General features: G+C 69.5%; 13 protein-coding genes. 7 read left to right on the forward strand and 6 right to left on the reverse strand.

Annotated features, from left to right (window positions below; genetic code table 11):
• Positions 1 to 13 precede the first annotated feature (13 nt).
• The 6 genes from IEY63_RS02005 to IEY63_RS02030 all read left to right on the forward strand — a co-directional run bounded on the left by IEY63_RS02005 (position 14) and on the right by IEY63_RS02030 (position 5,397).
• Positions 14 to 1,054, forward strand: a complete 1,041-nt coding sequence (locus IEY63_RS02005; protein WP_444542375.1) for a rod shape-determining protein — start codon at positions 14 to 16, stop codon at positions 1,052 to 1,054.
• Positions 1,055 to 1,143: 89 nt separating this feature from the next.
• Positions 1,144 to 1,572 carry a 3-hydroxyacyl-ACP dehydratase FabZ gene (gene fabZ / locus IEY63_RS02010; RefSeq protein ID WP_189067286.1) on the forward strand — a complete coding sequence of 143 codons (429 nt, stop codon included), beginning with the start codon at positions 1,144 to 1,146 and terminating at the stop codon, positions 1,570 to 1,572.
• A 73-nt stretch (positions 1,573 to 1,645) separates the two neighbouring features.
• Complete coding sequence (locus tag IEY63_RS02015; protein ID WP_189067287.1) at positions 1,646 to 2,776, forward strand: LptF/LptG family permease; 1,131 nt, start codon at positions 1,646 to 1,648, stop codon at positions 2,774 to 2,776.
• A complete protein-coding gene (locus tag IEY63_RS02020) occupies positions 2,773 to 3,900 on the forward strand; it encodes an MGDG synthase family glycosyltransferase (RefSeq protein WP_229784420.1) in 1,128 nt (375 codons plus the stop codon). The genes IEY63_RS02015 and IEY63_RS02020 overlap by 4 nt, the downstream gene beginning before the upstream one ends.
• Positions 3,897 to 4,637, forward strand: a complete 741-nt coding sequence (locus IEY63_RS02025; RefSeq protein ID WP_229784421.1) for a polysaccharide deacetylase family protein — start codon at positions 3,897 to 3,899, stop codon at positions 4,635 to 4,637. Before IEY63_RS02020 ends, IEY63_RS02025 begins: the two co-directional genes overlap by 4 nt.
• Before the next feature lie 19 nt (positions 4,638 to 4,656).
• Positions 4,657 to 5,397 (forward strand): class I SAM-dependent methyltransferase, encoded by a 741-nt coding sequence (locus tag IEY63_RS02030; protein WP_189067288.1) that lies wholly within the window; start codon positions 4,657 to 4,659, stop codon positions 5,395 to 5,397.
• An 89-nt stretch (positions 5,398 to 5,486) separates the two neighbouring features.
• On the opposite strand, the gene aceA is transcribed toward IEY63_RS02030, so the two are convergent.
• The 3 genes from aceA to IEY63_RS02045 form a co-directional block, all read right to left on the reverse strand.
• Positions 5,487 to 6,803: an isocitrate lyase gene (aceA, locus tag IEY63_RS02035; protein WP_189067289.1), complete on the reverse strand. Its 1,317-nt coding sequence runs from the start codon at positions 6,801 to 6,803 to the stop codon at positions 5,487 to 5,489.
• Positions 6,804 to 7,055: 252 nt separating this feature from the next.
• Positions 7,056 to 7,667 carry an HAD family hydrolase gene (locus IEY63_RS02040; protein WP_189067290.1) on the reverse strand — a complete coding sequence of 204 codons (612 nt, stop codon included), beginning with the start codon at positions 7,665 to 7,667 and terminating at the stop codon, positions 7,056 to 7,058.
• A 76-nt stretch (positions 7,668 to 7,743) separates the two neighbouring features.
• Entirely contained in the window at positions 7,744 to 8,409 is a 666-nt protein-coding gene (locus IEY63_RS02045; protein ID WP_229784422.1) for a hypothetical protein, read from the reverse strand.
• A 195-nt stretch (positions 8,410 to 8,604) separates the two neighbouring features.
• Here IEY63_RS02045 and IEY63_RS02050 point away from each other — a divergent pair, with 195 nt between their 5' ends.
• The gene (locus tag IEY63_RS02050) at positions 8,605 to 9,636 is read left to right on the forward strand and encodes a DHH family phosphoesterase (protein WP_189067292.1); all 1,032 of its coding nucleotides are present in this window, start codon (positions 8,605 to 8,607) and stop codon (positions 9,634 to 9,636) included.
• 21 nt (positions 9,637 to 9,657) lie between these two features.
• Here IEY63_RS02050 and IEY63_RS02055 read toward each other — a convergent pair whose 3' ends face one another.
• The 3 genes from IEY63_RS02055 to IEY63_RS02065 form a co-directional block, all read right to left on the reverse strand.
• Complete coding sequence (locus IEY63_RS02055) at positions 9,658 to 10,806, reverse strand: serine hydrolase (RefSeq protein WP_373290876.1); 1,149 nt, start codon at positions 10,804 to 10,806, stop codon at positions 9,658 to 9,660.
• A gap of 4 nt (positions 10,807 to 10,810) precedes the next feature.
• The gene (fakB, locus tag IEY63_RS02060; protein ID WP_189067294.1) at positions 10,811 to 11,656 is read right to left on the reverse strand and encodes a DegV family protein; all 846 of its coding nucleotides are present in this window, start codon (positions 11,654 to 11,656) and stop codon (positions 10,811 to 10,813) included.
• Positions 11,657 to 11,759: 103 nt separating this feature from the next.
• Complete coding sequence (locus IEY63_RS02065; protein WP_189067295.1) at positions 11,760 to 14,927, reverse strand: heterodisulfide reductase-related iron-sulfur binding cluster; 3,168 nt, start codon at positions 14,925 to 14,927, stop codon at positions 11,760 to 11,762.
• Positions 14,928 to 15,100: the final 173 nt, after the last annotated feature.

Raw genomic sequence — 15,100 nt, forward strand, 5'->3', positions numbered from 1 at the left:
ACCGGAGGCGAGTGTGAGGCTGTCAGAAGACATCGGAATTGATCTTGGAACGGCCACGTTCCTGATTTACAGCAAGACCCGCGGCCTGGTGCTGCAGGAACCCAGCGTGATCGCCATGGCGCGCGACAGCAAGCAGGTGAAAGCGGTCGGTGAGGAAGCGTACCGCATGATCGGCCGCACCCCCGGCGGGATCGTCGCGGTCCGGCCCATCAAGGACGGCGTCATTGCGGACGAGGGCCTGACCGAAAAGATGATCAGCATGTTCCTGCAGAAGGTGCAGGGGGGCGCGGGGCGCCTGTTCGGCTTCAAGCCGCAGCTGATGGTCGGCGTGCCCAGCAACGTCAGTGACGTGGAAAAACGCGCCGTGCTGCGCGCCGCCATTGCTAGCAACGCCCGCCGCGCGTTCCTGATTGAGGAGCCGCTGGCCGCCGCGATCGGCGCGGGCCTGAAGATCGCCGAGCCGGTCGGCAGCATGGTCGTCGATATCGGCGGGGGGAGCACGGACGTGGCCGTCATCTCCCTGGGCGGCATCGTGGTCAGCGAGTCCATGCGGGTCGCCGGAAACGAATTCGACGAGAGCATCATCCGGTTCGTGCGCCGCAAGCACAACGTCCTGATCGGTGAACGCACCGCCGAGGAGATCAAGGTGAAGGTCGGCGCGGCCATGCTGCTCGACGACGCTGAGAACCTCACGGCTGAGGTGCGCGGACGCGACCTGATCAACGGCCTGCCCAAGACCATCAGCCTGGACTCCACCGACGTGGTCGAGGCGCTCTCGGAACCCGTCACGAAGATCGTGGAGGGCGTCAAGCGCGTCCTGGAGATCACGCCGCCCGAACTGGTCAGTGACATCATTGACCGCGGCATCGTGATGACCGGCGGCGGCAGCCTGCTGCGCAACTTCGACGAGTTGCTGCGCCAGACGACCGGCATTCCCGTGGCCGTGGCGGAAAACGCGATCGAGGCGGTCGCGGTCGGCACCGGCATGGCGCTGGAGATGATTCCGGTGCTGGGCGACTCGCTGGTCAGCAGCGACAACTACCTGCGCCGCTGAGCTCCGCTCACGCCGTATGGGAGGTGGCGCAGTCAGCCCCTCCCATCGCCATTTCAATCACGCTGCACCCGCGCCTCCGGAGGCCCGCCATGGAACCCATCCTGATTCAAGACGTCCTGAAGATCCTGCCCCACCGCTTCCCGTTCGTGCTGGTCGACCGCGTGCTGTCCGTGGAGGGCGGCGAGGTGCACGCCCTGAAGAACGTGACCGTGAACGAGCCGTTCTTCCCCGGTCACTTCCCGCAGGAGCCCGTCATGCCCGGCGTGCTGATCGTGGAGGCGCTGGCGCAGGCCAGCATGTTCTGCCTGCACGGCGAGATGGCGCCCGGCACGATCGGGTACCTGGCGGGCGTGGACGGCGCGCGGTTCAAGCGCAAGGTCATTCCCGGCGATCAGCTGCACCTGCATGCGAAGCTGGAATTCCTGCGCCGCGGTCTGGGCAAGACCACCTGCCGCGCCCTGGTGGACGGCGAACTGGCCGCCGAGGCCACGATCCTGTTCGCGATTGCCAAAGGGTGAATGAAGACCTGATGCCGCCCTCCCCCGGCGCGCCAGCGGGTACCCTGGCGCGGATGCCTGCCGTGGAGCCCTGTTGAGCCGCCTGACCCGCTACGTGACGCTGGAGCTGCTGCCGCCGCTGCTGGCCGGGGCGCTGCTGTTCACGGCGGTCCTCAGCTTCGGGTATTTCTTCATCTCCAGCCAGTGGCTTCAGGGCGTGCCCCTGGGGCTGGTGGCCCGCTGGATCGCGTATCAGATGCCGGACACGCTGGTGAAGGTGCTGCCCATGGCGGTCGTGCTGATGACGGTGGTGGCCTTCGGGCGCATGAGTACCGAGCGGGAACTCGTGGCCGCGCAGTCCGGCGGGATCAGCCTGGGCCGCCTGGCCCGGCCGGCCGCGGTCACGGCGCTGCTGGTCACGGCCCTGTCCGTGTGGCTGAGCCTGTGGGTGGCGCCCCGGCTGAACGTGGAGACGCGCGGCCTGTACTGGGACGTGCTGACCGGCGCGGGCCTGTCGCAGCTGAGCGGCCAGACGGTGGACCTGGGAGACGGGCTGACCCTCTTCATGCGCGGTTACGCCGCGGACCGGCGTGAGTTGCAAGGCGTGCGGCTGGAACGCTGGGAGCCGGGGAATGCCCGCTTGGGTACGCTGACCTTCGCGGAGCGCGCCACCTACGAGAACCGCGTCCTGACCCTGAAGGAGTACCGGGTGTTCCGCGTGGACTTCGGCGCGGCGGCCCGCCTGCCCGGCGCCGCGCAGAGCCCGCTGACGCTGCCGGGTACGGTCGCGCAGACCTTCCCCGCGATTCGTTCCGGGACCTCGCTGCGGGTGGACACCGGCCTGAGCCGCGCAGAGACCCTGGCGAAGTACGCGGACGCAGTGGGCGCCGACGCGCAGGGCTGGCCGCAGCTCATCACGGCACTGACCGCGCCGGGCGTGAAGGCCACCGAGCGGGCCGCTGCGCGCGTCACCCTGAACCGCAAGCTGGCGCTGCCGTTCGCGAACCTCGTGCTGGCCCTGGCAGCATTACCCTTCGCGCTGCGCTTCGGGCGTTCGCTGGGCGTGGCGCTGGGCGTGGCACTCGTGCTGGCCGTGGCGTACTACCTGCTGTTCTTCCTGGGCCTGACCCTGGCGCCGCTGCTGCCCGGCCTGCCGGAGGCCGGCGTGTGGCTGGCGAACGTGATCTTCGCGGCCCTGGGCCTGACGCTGCTGAGGCGCGCGTGACCGTGCCCAGTACGGGCGATCCGCTGCGGGCGCTGATCGTCTCGGCGTCGTTCGGCAGTGGGCACCATCAGGCGAACGGGGCGCTGGACGCCGCGCTGCGGGACCTGGGCGTGACGCTGGAGGCGCGTCACGCGGACCTCCTGAAGTACATGAGCACCCCGGAGCGGCTGATCACGGCGGGCATGTATGACCTGTGGCTGCGGCACGCGCCGGGCCTGTACAAGGCGTTCTACCAGCTGACCGACACGGACCGCGCCCCCACTGCGCAGGCATTCGGGTGGCTGGGGTATCCCGCCATGCGGCGCGACGTGCTGGACGTGCGGCCCGAGGTGGTGGTGAGCTCCTACCCCACCCCGGTCGCGCTGGCCCACAACGTCCGCCGCCGCACGGGACACAATTTCCTGAACGCGCTGGTCATCACCGATTACCGCGTGCATCAGCACTGGGCGCGGGCGGAGGCGGACCTGCTGATGGTCCCGAATGAAGAGGCCCGCGAGCAGCTGGCCCGCTGGCGCATCCCGGACGACCGGGTGGAGGTCACGGGCATCCCGATCGCGCGGGTGTACCGGGAGTTGATCGGCGCGGACCGCGCTGCGCTGCGCCTGAAGCACGGCCTGGACCCCGAACTGCCCCTGATCCTGATCTCGGGCGGGGGGACCGGCAGTTACCGCGCGCTGCCGCAGGTGCTGCGCGAACTGGGCAACCTGGGGCGGCCCGTGCAGGTGCTTGTCCTTGCAGGCGCGGACGGGCACGGCGTGGCCCGGGTGGGGGGCGCGACCCTGCACCGCCTGGGCTTCACCACGAACTTCCCGGAACTGCTGGCCGCGTCGGACCTGGTGGTGGGCAAGGCCGGGGGGCTGACGGTGTCCGAGGCCACCACGCTGGGCGTCCCCATGGTCGTGCACGCGCCCATTCCTGGTCAGGAGGAATTCAACGTGGATTACCTGGAGCGGCATGGCGCGGCCCTGTGGGCGCGGGCGCTGAGCGACGTGCGCCCCGCCGTGCTGCGCGCGCTGGACGCGGACGAACGGGCCCGGATGTCCTGCGCGGCGCACCGGGTGAGCCGCCCGGACGCGGCCGAACAGGTCGCGCGGGTGCTGCTGCGGCGCCTGGGCCGGCTGTGACATGCGCGTGGCGCTGGGCGGCCGGGCTCGCGGCGGGCCTGGCCCTGTATATCGGGCTGCCGTACCTGCTGGTGCAGCGCGGCGGCCTGGGCGTCATCCAGCGCGGGGACCCTCGGGGGAGGCAGGTGGCCCTGACCTTCGACGACGGCCCGGACCCGGAGAGTACCCCGGCCGTCCTGGACGCCCTGCGCGCGGCGGGCGTGCGGGCGTCGTTCTTCATCCTGCCCCAGCGGGCGCGGCGCCATCCGCTGCTGCTTCAGCGCCTGCTGGACGAGGGCCACGAGGTGCTGCCGCACGCACATCGACACCAGCACGCGTGGACACTGCTGCCCTGGGCCGCGTTCCGTGACCCGCTGCTGGCCACGCGGGACGTCAGCCGCCTGACCGGCACGGGCGTGCGGTTCCAGCGGCCCCCGCACGGGGCCTACACGCTGGCCACGCTGCTGGGTCAGCGCGCGGCAGGCGTGACCGGCGTGCACTGGACGGTCGAGGCGCGCGACTGGGCGGCGGACGCCACGCCGGAATCCGTCCGGGCCGAGGTGAGGCGCCAGGTGCAGCCCGGCGGGGTGATCGTGCTGCACGACGCCGGGCCCGGCGCCCGCACGACGCCGGCGGCCCTGCCCGCCATCCTGCGCGATCTGCACGACCGTGACTTTGAGGTCGTGCAGCTGCGGGACCTGCGGGGCGCGCGTCCCGGCACACTGCGGGACGTGTGGGCGAACCTCCGGGGCCGCTGAATCCCGTACCCTGGGGCGCGTGAACTACGACGAGTTTGCCGACCTGTACGACCACCAGTACGACGTGTACCGCGACGACCTGCACCACTACGCCCGCGTGGGCGAGCAGGCGCACGGGCCGGTGCTGGAGATCGGCTCCGGCACCGGCCGCGTCACCACGTTCCTCGCGCGGCGCGGCGTGGACATCACCGGTCTGGAACCCAGCGGGCGCATGATCGAACGCGCCCAGGAGCGGGCGGCGCGCGACGGCATGACCGTCAAGTACGTGCAGGGCGACGCCCGGACGTTCAAGCTTGAGGACCGCTTCGATACCGTCATCGCGCCGTTCAACGCCCTGATGCACCTCTACACGCCCAACGAGCAGCTTCAGGCCATGCAGACCATTCACGCGCACCTGAGGACCGGCGGGACCTTCACCTTCGACCTGTTCGTGCCCCGCTTCGGCAAGCCCCACACCGTACGCCATGAGGGCGAAACATTCCACGCGCCGGACGGCAGCCGCACCGACGTCTTCCTCGTACAGCGGCACGACAAGCCCCGCCAGCACATCACCACCGAGTACCACGTCGACACGACTGCGCCCGACGGCACCCTGAAACGCCGCCACTACACCCTCACGCAGCGGTACTACACCCGCTACGAAGTCGAGTGGCTGCTGCGCTTCGCGGGCTTCGAGAGCCCCCGCGTGACCGGCTCGTTCCAGGGCGGCCCGCTCGACGCTCACAGCGAGGTCATGGTCTTCAGCACCCGCGCCGTGTAACGGGTGAACGCCGAGCGGGAGAACCCTGTCTGGGCTCTCCCGGTACCGGCGGTCATGGCACAGTCCCTCTGCGGGACTGAAGTGGAGGGTCAGTCGTGTGCGGCGGCGAGTTCCTTGTGGCTGTGCCCGAACTGCTCGGCTTCGGTGCTGCCGGCCAGGGCGGTGGTGCTGCTCTGTCCGCCACCGGCGGCCTGGGCCACCAGGTCGAAGTACCCGGTGCCGACTTCACGCTGGTGCTTGACGGCGGTGAAGCCGCGGTCCTGGGCGGCGAATTCACGTTCCTGGAGTTCCACGAAGGCGCTCATCTGGTTGCGGGCGTAGCCGTAGGCGAGGTCGAACATGCTCATGTTCAGGCTGTGGAACCCGGCCAGGGTGATGAACTGGAACTTGTAGCCCATCTTGCCCAGTTCGACCTGGAACTTGGCGATGGTCTCGTCGTCGAGGTTCTTCTTCCAGTTGAAGCTGGGGGAGCAGTTGTACGCCAGCAGCTTGCCCGGGAACTGCGCGTGGACAGCTTCGGCGAACTTGCGGGCGTCTTCCAGGTTGGGCACGGAGGTCTCGCACCAGATGACGTCTGCGTACGGCGCGTAGGCCAGGGCGCGGCTGATCGCCTGGTCGATGCCGGGCTTGACGTAGTAGAAGCCTTCGGGGGTGCGTTCACCGGTGCAGAAGGGCTTGTCGTTGTCGTCGATGTCGCTGGTCAGGAGGTTCGCGGCGTCGGCGTCGGTCCGGGCGATCAGGACGGTGGGGACGCCGCTGACGTCGGCGGCGAGGCGCGCAGCGTTCAGGGTGCGGATGAACTGACTGGTGGGCACGAGCACCTTGCCGCCCAGGTGACCGCATTTCTTCTCGCTGGCCAGCTGGTCCTCGAAGTGCACGCCCGCGGCCCCCGCCTCGATCATGGCCTTCATCAGTTCGAAGGCGTTCAGGGGGCCGCCGAAGCCCGCTTCTGCGTCGGCAACGATGGGCACGAAGTAGTCGATGTCGGTCTTGCCCTCGCTGGTCTGGATCTGGTCGGCGCGGCGCAGGGTGTTGTTGATGCGCTTGACGACGTCCGGCACGCTGCTGGCGGGGTACAGGCTCTGGTCGGGGTACATCTGCCCGGCGTTGTTGGCGTCCCCGGCGACCTGCCAGCCGCTCAGGTAGATGGCTTTCAGCCCGGCCTTGACCTGCTGCATGGCCTGGTTGCCGGTCAGGGCGCCCAGGGCGTTCACGAAGGGCAGCTCCTTCATCTGACGCCAGAGTTTCTGCGAGCCGTGCTTGGCGAGGGTGTGCTCTATGGGGAGGCTGCCGCGCAGCTTGACGACCTCGTCGGCGCTGTAGTTGCGCCGGATGCCCTGCCAGCGTTCCTCGGTCTGCCAGGTTTTTTCGAGGATCTCGGCGGGCGTGCGGGGGTTGGTGGTCATGGTGGGGCCTCCGTGGGGTGTGAGGAGCGGTCCGCCGCGCCCACTGCGGGGCGAGGTGAGTCTGGGTGTGCGGTGTGCCCGGGGTGGGCGGTGCCTTTCGGTGAGGGCATTGTGCCGGGCCGCCGACCTGTGCAGAGGTGGTGTACCCATGACAGGTGGAAGTACACCACTCTTTCAGGTACACCACCTGATTGCCACCATGTAAATGAGGCGCCCGGCCTGCGCCGGACGCCCCCTCCCGATCAGCGGGACTCAGCCGCGCAGCCAGTCCGCCAGCGTCGCCTCGAACGCCCCATGCTGGTCGTGGTGGTACAGGATGCCGTGGAATCCAGCGGCATTTGCCGCGTCGATGTTCTCCTGCACGTCATCCACGAACGCCACCTGCGCGGCGGGGACGCCCATGGCCTGTTGCAGCGCCGCGAAGGATTCCGGCGAGGGCTTCTTGTGCCCCAGTTCGTTGCTGAACACCGGCTGGTGGAACCGGGCGAACCGCGGGTCGCGGCGCAGGTGATCGCTGACGACCGGGTAGTTGTTGCTCAGCAGCCCCACCCGGACCTCCGCGGGCAGCGCGGCCAGCGTGTCGTACATGGGCGCGTTGTCGTGGATGCTGCCCAGGTACAGCGGCTCGAAATCGGTGTACGGCATGGGAATCCCGGCCTCCTCCTGCATCACCGTCCAGAACTGCGGGAGCGTCCAGGCGCCCACCTCCAGCTGCCGCACATGCCGGAAGTACGACGCCCGCACGCGCTCCACCGGGACGCCGCTGCGGTCCGCGACGTTCTGGGTGCTGCGCCCGTCGAAGGTGCCCACTGTAAAGACGCCGCCCCAGTCGAACGCCACGTGCCGTTTCTGCTCACTCGTCATCCGCACGATCATGCCGCACGCACGGCTAGGACCGCCCGGCGCTGTGCAGACCAACCGGCCCTGGGGGGCGCATGTTTCACCCGGGGATGATTAGGTTCCGGCGGTCCCAGGCGGTCAGGTTCAGGGCGTGCATGGCCTGCCAGGGCCGCGTCCAGTCGCCGTCGGCGGGCAGCTTCTGTGCCCGGCCGTGCCGCAGCACGTGCCCCCGGTGGGCGCTGAGCAGGTCGGGCAGTGGGCAGTCCGGGTGCAGGTGCACGTCAATCTCTTCACTCAGGGACGGCGCGTACGGCTGGCGGGTGTTGCTGGTGAGCACGCACGCGGAGCCGCTGGCGCGGTCCCGCAGCCACGTCAGGAGTTGCACGAACGGCCAGCCGCTCCCCGCCGTTTCCGGCGTTTCACTCCAGCGCAGGCCCGCGGAGCAGTCCGGCTCAATCCGGTACGCCCGCAGGTGACGGACCTCGGACACGCCGGGCAGGTAGTACGTGCCCAGCGCCTGAGCCCCCGCCGCGAGGAGGTCCTGGTGCAGGGCGCTGATTGCCCGCGCCTGTTCGGGCGTGGCGCCCCAGGCGCGCTCGTCGAGGGCCTGCGGGGCCAGGTGGTCCGCTACGGCGGCGCCGGGCACGGTGCGCCCCTCGAGGCGCGCGAGGCTGAGGTCCGGGAGGAGGGTGACGGCGCGGTCCTGACCGACCAGCTGCTGAAGCTCGTCGTCTGTCAGTGCGGCCAGGTTCAGACGACGGGGCACGCTCCCCAGCATACGATCCCGCGTCCTACAGTTTCAGCACACGCAGTCAGTTTGAGTGTCGGCTGGCCGGACAAGGCGGGCACGCGGCCCGCAGCGGCACGCCCGGCAGCAGACCCCCTGGGGTGCGCCTGAGGCTGTGTGGCGCCCACCCAGAGCTGAACCTGCCGGGCGGCATCAGCCCCTATAGTTGCAGGCATGACTGACGCCGCCGTCCCCAATGCTGACCTTCACGCTGTCGCCCGGGCCCTGCTTGATCACGCCGGGCCCATCGTGATCCTGTCGCATGAAAATCCTGACGGGGACGCGCTGGGCAGCGTTCTGGGCCTGGCCCGCGCATTGCGGCAGCTGGGGCGGGAGGTAATCGCCCCCATGCACGTCCCGCGCTTCCTGGCCTTCATGCCGCGCGACGGAGAACTGAGCGGCCACCTGAGCGAGTGGCCCGCGGACGCCTTGGCGGCCGTGCTGGACGTGGACAACAATGACCCGGTGCGCGTGGCGGGCGCGGACCTGTCCACCTTCAGCGGGCCGGTCGTGAACGTGGATCATCACGGCACGAACGCCCGCCGGGCCGACGCGCTGGCCGTTGATCCCGCCCAGCCGGCGGCGGCTGCGATGATCGCCGAACTGGTGGACCTGCTGGGCGCCACCTGGACCGAGGAGATCGCCACGCCCCTGATGCTGGGTCTGATCACGGACACGGGATCGTTCCGGTTCGAGTCCGTGACGCCCGCCGCGTTCCAGACAGCCGCGACCCTCCGGGCGGCCGGCGCGCGGCTGGGGTGGATCAACGATCACCTGGGGCAGAATCCGCAGACGTACTACACGCTGCTGCGCGAGGTGTTGGGCACCCTACAGGTTCTGCATGACGGGCGCGTGGTGCTGGTCCGCGTGGACGGCGGGATGCTGGAGCGCACCGGAGCCGCGTGGGAGGACGTGGAGAACTACGTCGGGATGTTCCGCAACGTGGAAGGCTCGCAGCTGGCCGTGATGGTCAAGGATTTCGGGGAGCGCGTGAAGGTCTCCCTGCGGTCCCGCGCGGGCCTGAGCGCCCAGAACGTCGCGGTGGCCCTGGGCGGCGGCGGGCACGTCCCGGCGGCGGGCGCCAGCCTGAACCTCACGTGGCCAGAGGCGTTCCCGCTGCTGGACGCGGCCATTCAGGCCGAGCTGCGCCGCGTGGACGACCTGAACGGAACGCCACGGCCAAGCGGAAGCCCAGGCGCCCCCTGACCCGGCATGCCAGGGGACGATTCAGGGCGGGGTGGGCGCGCCCATGGAGGCGCGGTCACCGCCGAGCACCACCTTCAGGGCCGCATTGATCCACGCGAAGGCCCGGCGGGTGTTCGGCATGGTGTACGTCTGGTCCGCGCCGTGCTGCATGAACACGTACACGAGATGGCGCCCGTCCGTGGTCTCCACGTAGCCGCTGTAGGTCAGGAGCTGCCAGCCGTTGCCGCCCTTGGCCCCGACGTACTTCACGCGCTTCTGGTGCGTGAGGGTCAGCGCGGACCGGCCGAAGCCGGTGGCCATGACCTCGCGCTGCCAGCGGCGTGAACTGGCGGACAGGTCAGGCCGCAGGAATTCCTGCGCGACCAGCGTGCCGAACTCGTACGGTGTGCTGAGGTTGTACGCCTGAACGTCCAGGCTGTTGTCGGCGCGCTCGTCGAAGTACGCGTCAAGCCGGCGCTGCACATAATCCGCCCGGTACTGCTGGGCGTCGTGATCGATGAGGGCCGCCAGGCGGCGCTGCTCCTCGCCGCGCGCGTCGTTCCAGCGGGCCGTGCCGCTGAAGGTCGCGGACAGGCCCGACTGGGCGACCCACCAGTCCTTGGTGGGCAGGATCAGGCGCGTTCGGCACAGGCCCAGGCGGTCCGCGACGTCCTGCACGGCGCCCAGGCCGGCGCGGCGGTGCAGGATGTCGGTCGCGGTGTTGTCACTGTTGTGAATCATGCGGGCGGTCAGGGTGCGCACGTCCGAATGATCGAAGGGGTAACTGCCCAGCGACTGGTTCTGCCGGGTCACGTCGAACCGCTCGGTCGGCTGGACGCGTCCGGCGTCAATTTCGCGCAGCAGGGCCCACAGCACAGCCTGCTTGTACGTGCTCGCCAGCGGGAAGGAACTGTCAGGGTTGGTGGCGACCGCGCGAACGGGCCGCAACGTGACGGGATCCACCTCGGCTACCCACAGCCCCAGGCGGCCACTCAGGGCGTGCGGGGGCGCCGGGGCCTTCTGGACTGCGGGGGCGGCCCGCAGGCAGCCCCGCTCGTCCCGCAGTGGGTCGGCCTGCACGGCGTGCCGTTCCCGTTGCAGCGTCACGTGCCCCTCGCGCTGCGGCGCGGGCTGTGCACAGGCGATCAGAAGCGCGGGCCCGAGCAGAGCGGCCCGCCTGAGCAGCGTCACCACGTCAGACGGTGACGGGCTCCAGCGTGACGCCCACCGTGCCGGGACCGGCGTGGGTGGCGACCACGGCGCCAATCTGGTGGTCTCCCATGTCCTCGAAGGTCAGGCCCGCCAGTCCGGCGCGGACTTCCTGCACGTACGCCTCGCCGCCAGGGGTGCACATCACGGCCAGGCGGGCGCTGCCGTGCCGGGCCACGTACTTCTTCACGTGGTCCACGATGTCCGCCATGGCCTTCTTGTGCCCGCGGACGCGGCCGCCCGCCTCCACGCGGCCGTCCTTGACGACCAGGATGGGTTTGATGTTCAGCAGGCTGCCCAGTAGCGCCTGCGCGCCCCCAATGCGGCCGTTGATGCGCAGGAAATCCAGGGTGTCCACCGTGAAGCGGATGTCCGCCTGGGAACCCGCCGCTTCCAGCTTCTGCACGATCTGCGTCATGCTGAGGCCCTGGTGGGCCAGTTCAGCGGCGCGCAGCACGCGCAGGCCCAGGCCCATGCTGACCGAGCGGCTGTCCACGACCGTGACCTTCCCGGCGAATTCCTGCGCGGCCAGGCGGGCGCTGCCGACCGTGCCGGACATCTGCCCACTGATGTGAATGCTCAGCACCTCATCGGCCTGTTGCAGCGCGGCGTAGTACGCGGCGGCGAACTCGGCCGGGCTGGGCTGCGAGGTGCTGGGCGTCTTCTTCCCGGATTTCAGGCCCGTGAAGATGTCCTGCGGCGTGATCTCCAGGCCGTCTTTGTGCATCTTCCCGTCAAACAGCACGTACAGAGGCACGCTGGTCACGCCAATCTGAGCGAGCAGCTCTGGCGTCAGGTCACACGTGGAGTCCGTGACGATCGCAATGGTCATTCCCTGATACTAGCGTGACGCGGCCCACGGTGCCGACCGGGACAGGCCGACCACAACGAACAAACCGCCCCGGCTGGCCAGGGCGGTTCGTGCGGTCCGGGGTTCAGTCCGGCTTCTTCTTCGGCGGCCACTTCTTCCGGCCACCGGCGCCGGGTTCACTCGTCGCCTGCTGCCCTTCTTCGAGCAGGTTCTCCCCCACCTGATCCAGGTGCACGTGCTCTGTGATCGGGGGCGCCGCGATCGGCGCTTCGGCCTGCGCGGGCTCAGAGGTCGCCGGAGTAGTTGCCTCGGCGGCCTGCACCTTCGGAGCCCATTTCTTCCGCTCGCCGGCCGGGGCCGATGCGGTCGCCGGTTCGGAAGGTGTGATCACAGGTTCAGTGACCTGGGCAGCGGCTGCCGGGGCGGGCCCAGCAGCAGGGGCCGCGCTGACCGTTTGCGCTTTCGGGGCCCACTTCTTCCGCTCACCCTCTGAGGGTGCCGGAGCAGGGGCTGCGGCGACGGGCTCGACAGGTTCAGCTGGGGAAGGCGCCGGGGTGGTGTCGGCCTTCGCCTTAGGGGCCCAGGCCTTGCGGGCGGGCGCGTCAGCGCTGGGCGCCTCTGGGGTCGCCTCGGATGGCGCGGCCTCGGCCGCCGGGACGGGTGCGGGGTTCACGTCGTCCGTCTTGGCTTTCGGCGCCCATGCTTTGCGGGCGGGGGCCGCGGTGGGGCCCGGTTCGGTCGGAGTCGGAGTGGCCTCGCTGGCGGGCGTGGGTACGGGCGCGGCGCTCACATCATCCGCTGCTCTGGGCTTCCAGCTCTTGCGGGCCGGGGCGGCGTCCGGCGTGGATGCGGGCGCAGGGTCGGGAGCGGGCGCGGCAGCCTGCACATCATCCCCGCTTGGACCTGCCGGGCTCGCAGTTTTCGGCTTCCAGCTCTTGCGGGCGCTGGTTTCGGGGTGTGCCGCCTGCGCCTCGGGCTGGGTGCCCTGCATGGCATCGGGACTGCCGGGCTGGGCGTTGATGACGGCGGCGCTCGTCTCGCCGACCACAGCGGCGGGGGCACCGGCGCCGGGCTGCTCGCCGGTGCGGTCCATCGGGGTCTGCGCGTTGGGGGCGCTGACGACCTCAGGCTGCTCCAGCGGGGTAGCGTCCGCCACGGGACCGGTGGGAGCGGCCTGCTGCCACGTGCCGTCGGCGCGCTGCACGCTCTCAAGCATGAGTTCCGCGACGTCCTTGACGATGATGTCGTCGCGTTTCTGCTTCTCGGGCGTGGAGTTCAGCATGGCCTTGCAGAACGGGCAGCCCACGGCGACGACCTTGCCGGTCTGCACGAACTCGTCGCTGGCCGCCTTGGCGCCGTCCAGGCGGGCCTGGAGTTCACGGAAGCGGTTGTCGCTGACGCGCTCGCTGCCCTCCTCCTCTTCCTTCCAGAACTGCGCGCCGCCCGCGCCGCAGCAGAAGGAGTTCTCGCGGCTGCGTTCCAGGTCCAGCACCTCGCCCGCCATTTTCGTGATGAGGGTGCGGGGCGCGTCGTACACGCCGTTGTGGCGGCCCAGGTAGCAGGGGTCGTGGTACGTGACGTTCTCCGCGAGCCGGTCCATGGGGAGCTTCCCGGCGGCCACAAGGGTCTCGAGGTACTCGGTGTGGTGGATGGTGCGGTAGTCGCCGCCCAGCTGCCGGTACTCGTTGCCGATGGCGTTCATGCAGTGCGGGCAGGTCGCCACGATGAGTTTCGGCGCGACGGTGTTCAGGGTCTCGACGTTCTCGGCGGCGAGCTGCTGGTACAGGAATTCGTTGCCGGCGCGGCGGGCGCTGTCGCCGGTGCAGGCTTCCTTCTTGCCCAGCACGGCGTAGTTCACGCCGGCCTTGTCGAGCAGCTGCACGAAGCTGCGGGCGACCTTCTGCGCGCCTGGGTCGTAGCTGGCGGCGCAGCCCACCCAGTAGATGACGTCCGGGGTGGGGTTCTCGTCGATGGTGGGGACCTTGAGGCCCTCGGCCCATTCCATGCGCTTGTCGCGGCTGATGCCCCAGGGGTTGCTGGCGCGTTCCATGCCGCGGAAGGCGGTCTGCAGCTGCGGGGGGAACTCACCGGCGACCATGACCTGATGGCGGCGTATGTCAATAATATCGAGCATCTGCTCGTCCTGCACGGGGCAGACCTGCATGCAGGCGCCGCAGGTGGTGCAGGCCCACACGCTTTCCTCGTTGATAGCAAATTCCAGCAGAGGGTGCGCGGTGCTGGCCCCGGACTCGAAGGGCGCGGGTTTCAGCGTGAAGGGGCTGGGGTGCGCCGCGATCACGTTGAGTTCCATGCGTTTGTTGATCTCCAGCGCGGCGGGGCTCAGGGCCTTGCCGGTCGCATTGGCCGGGCAGACGTCCTGGCAGCGGTTGCACTGGATGCAGGAGTACGCGTCGAGCAGGCGCGGCCATTCCAGGTCTTCCAGCTTCTCCGCGCCCAGTTTGGGGTCCTCGGCCTCCATGGCCTCCTCCAGGCCCTTCATGGGGGGCAGGACGCCGCTACCGACGGGGCGTTTCAAGGCGTAGTTCAGGGGCGCCATGAAGATGTGGATGTGCTTGGTGAACGGGAAGTACGCCAGGAACGCCAGGACGCTGCCCAGCGCGCCCCAGTACCCGAAGATGCGCCAGCCCATCAGGGTCTGCTCGCTCAGGCCGCTGAAGAGGAGGTTACCCAGCGCGGTGCTGAACGGCTGGAAGGTGTCGCCGCCCTCCTGGGCCATCTTGGCGGCGTTGCCGAGGATGCGGCTGCCGACGTGGAAGGTGATGAAGGCGCTGACGATCAGGCTGTCACGCAGGATGTAGTTCGCCTTGAGCAGCGGGTGCAGCAGCGTCTTGTCGGTGAAGCGGAAGTCGCGTTTGCTGGGCAGGAACAGGCGGCGGATAACGAGGCTGAGGACGCCCACGAGGACGAGCAGGCTGAGGATGTCAGCCAGGACGTTGTACAGGGCCAGCAGGGGGCTGGCTTCGCTGTCGAGGTGGAAGTTCAGGTACCCTTCGAGGCCGTCGACGACGTTCACGAGCAGGTAGTACACGAAGCCGTAGAAGATGAAGGCGTGCAGGACACTGATGGCGGTGCGGCGGCGGAAGGTGCGTTCCTGGGTGAGGCTGACGCGCAGGGCGTACAGGGCGCGCGATACGGGGTTCCCGGCGCGGTCCTCGCTTGCGGGGGCGCCGCGCGCGACACGCCGGTAGAGGCGGACAAAGCCCCAGGCGCCGAAGCCGCCGGCGATCAGGGCGAAGACGAAGAACAGCAGTTTGTGAATCAGGGGCAGCAAGGGGCAACTCCTTCAGGCGGATGGGGTCTGGGGAGGGTCCGGGGACCGCAGCGAAAACTTGTACTCAGTCAAAGTATAGGGGATGGTCGGCTCGGAGCGGAACGCCCTCACCATACCCCCACCCCACCCCCTCCGGGCCCGACTGGCCGCGCGCTCACCGCGCCGGACAGCAC

Source organism: Deinococcus radiotolerans, assembly GCF_014647435.1.
GTDB classification, from domain to species: domain Bacteria; phylum Deinococcota; class Deinococci; order Deinococcales; family Deinococcaceae; genus Deinococcus; species Deinococcus radiotolerans.